Origin of the sequence: Rhodococcus chondri, assembly GCF_036327435.1 — a bacterium.
Taxonomy (GTDB): Bacteria; Actinomycetota; Actinomycetes; order Mycobacteriales; family Mycobacteriaceae; genus Rhodococcus; species Rhodococcus chondri.
This window is the reverse complement of sequence record NZ_JAUZMZ010000366.1, coordinates 1-1335: the sequence shown is the minus strand read 5'-3', so window position 1 is coordinate 1335 and position 1335 is coordinate 1. Positions and strand designations below refer to the sequence as shown.

At 74.2% G+C, this 1335-nt stretch carries 1 protein-coding gene; it reads left to right on the top strand.

What is annotated here, in order from left to right; translation table 11 throughout:
- Positions 1-1335, top strand: a 1335-nt coding sequence (locus Q8814_RS26145) for a condensation domain-containing protein (protein WP_330154831.1), incomplete at both ends; no start/stop codon positions are given.

Genomic DNA, 1335 nt, shown 5'->3' with positions numbered 1-1335 from the left:
CCCGCGGTCAGGCCCCGCAGTGGACACCGCTGCCGGTGCAGTACGCCGACTACGCGCTGTGGCAGCAGCAGCTGCTCGGCGACCCCGCCGACCCCGACTCGCTCGCCGCCCGGCAGCTCGCCCACTGGCGCGCCACCCTCGCCGACCTGCCCGAGGTGCTGCCGCTCCCCACCGACCGGCCCCGCCCGCCCCACCAGTCGTTCCGCGGCGCCCTGACCCGCTTCACCGTCGACGCGGACCTGCACCGCCGCATCACCGCGCTCGCCGCCGCGCACGACGCGACGGTGTTCATGACCGTGCATGCCGCGCTCGCGGTGCTGCTGGCCCGGTTGTCGGGCACCGGCGACATCGCGATCGGCACCCCGGTCGCCGGGCGCGGCCACCGCGCCCTCGACGACCTGGTCGGCATGTTCGTCAACACCGTGGTGTTGCGCACCCCCGTCGACGGCGCCACTCCCTTCACCGATCATCTGCACCGCACCCGCGAAATCGACCTGTCCGCGTTCGGCCATACCGAACTGCCCTTCGAAAAACTCGTCGACGCGCTCGCCCCGACCCGCGCCACCGACCATTCCCCGCTGTTCCAGGTCGTCCTCGAATTCCAGAACACCGAACGCGCCCACCTGGACCTGCCCGAGGTCACCGTCGACGCCCTCGACACCGACCTCGAGGTCGCCAAGTTCGACCTGCAACTGAGCCTGCAGGAACACCCCGCGACCGGCGGCATGACCGGCGCGTTCACCTACGCCACCGACCTGTTCGACCCGGAGACCGCCGCGGCGTTCGCCGCCCGGTTCCTGCGGCTGCTGGACGCGGTCACCGCCGACCCGCACCGGCCGGTGGGCGACCTCGACCTGCGCATCGACGCCGATGCGCCGCTCCCGCCCGCGGCGCCGCACACCCCGGCCCGCGACACCCTCGTCGCGCTGTTCACCCGCGCCGCCGCCCGCACCCCCGACGCGGTCGCCGTCACCGCACCCGACGGGGCGCTCACCTACCGGCAGCTCGAGGCGCGGGTGCACCGGCTCGCCCGGGCGCTGCTCACCCGCGGCGCCGGCCCCGACACCCTCGTCGCGGTCGCACTGCCCCGCACCACCGACCTGATCGTGGCGCTGCTCGCGGTGCTCGACGCCGGCGCCGCGTACCTGCCCATCGACGTGGCCTATCCCGCCGACCGGCTCGCCTACATGTTCACCGACGCCGACCCGGTGTGTGTGCTCACCACCCGCGAACAGACCGCGGACCTGCCCGACACCACACCTCCCGCACTGGTTCTCGACGACCCCGGCACCGCCGCCGAGCTGGACGCGCAGTCCGAGGCCGCGGTCACCGACG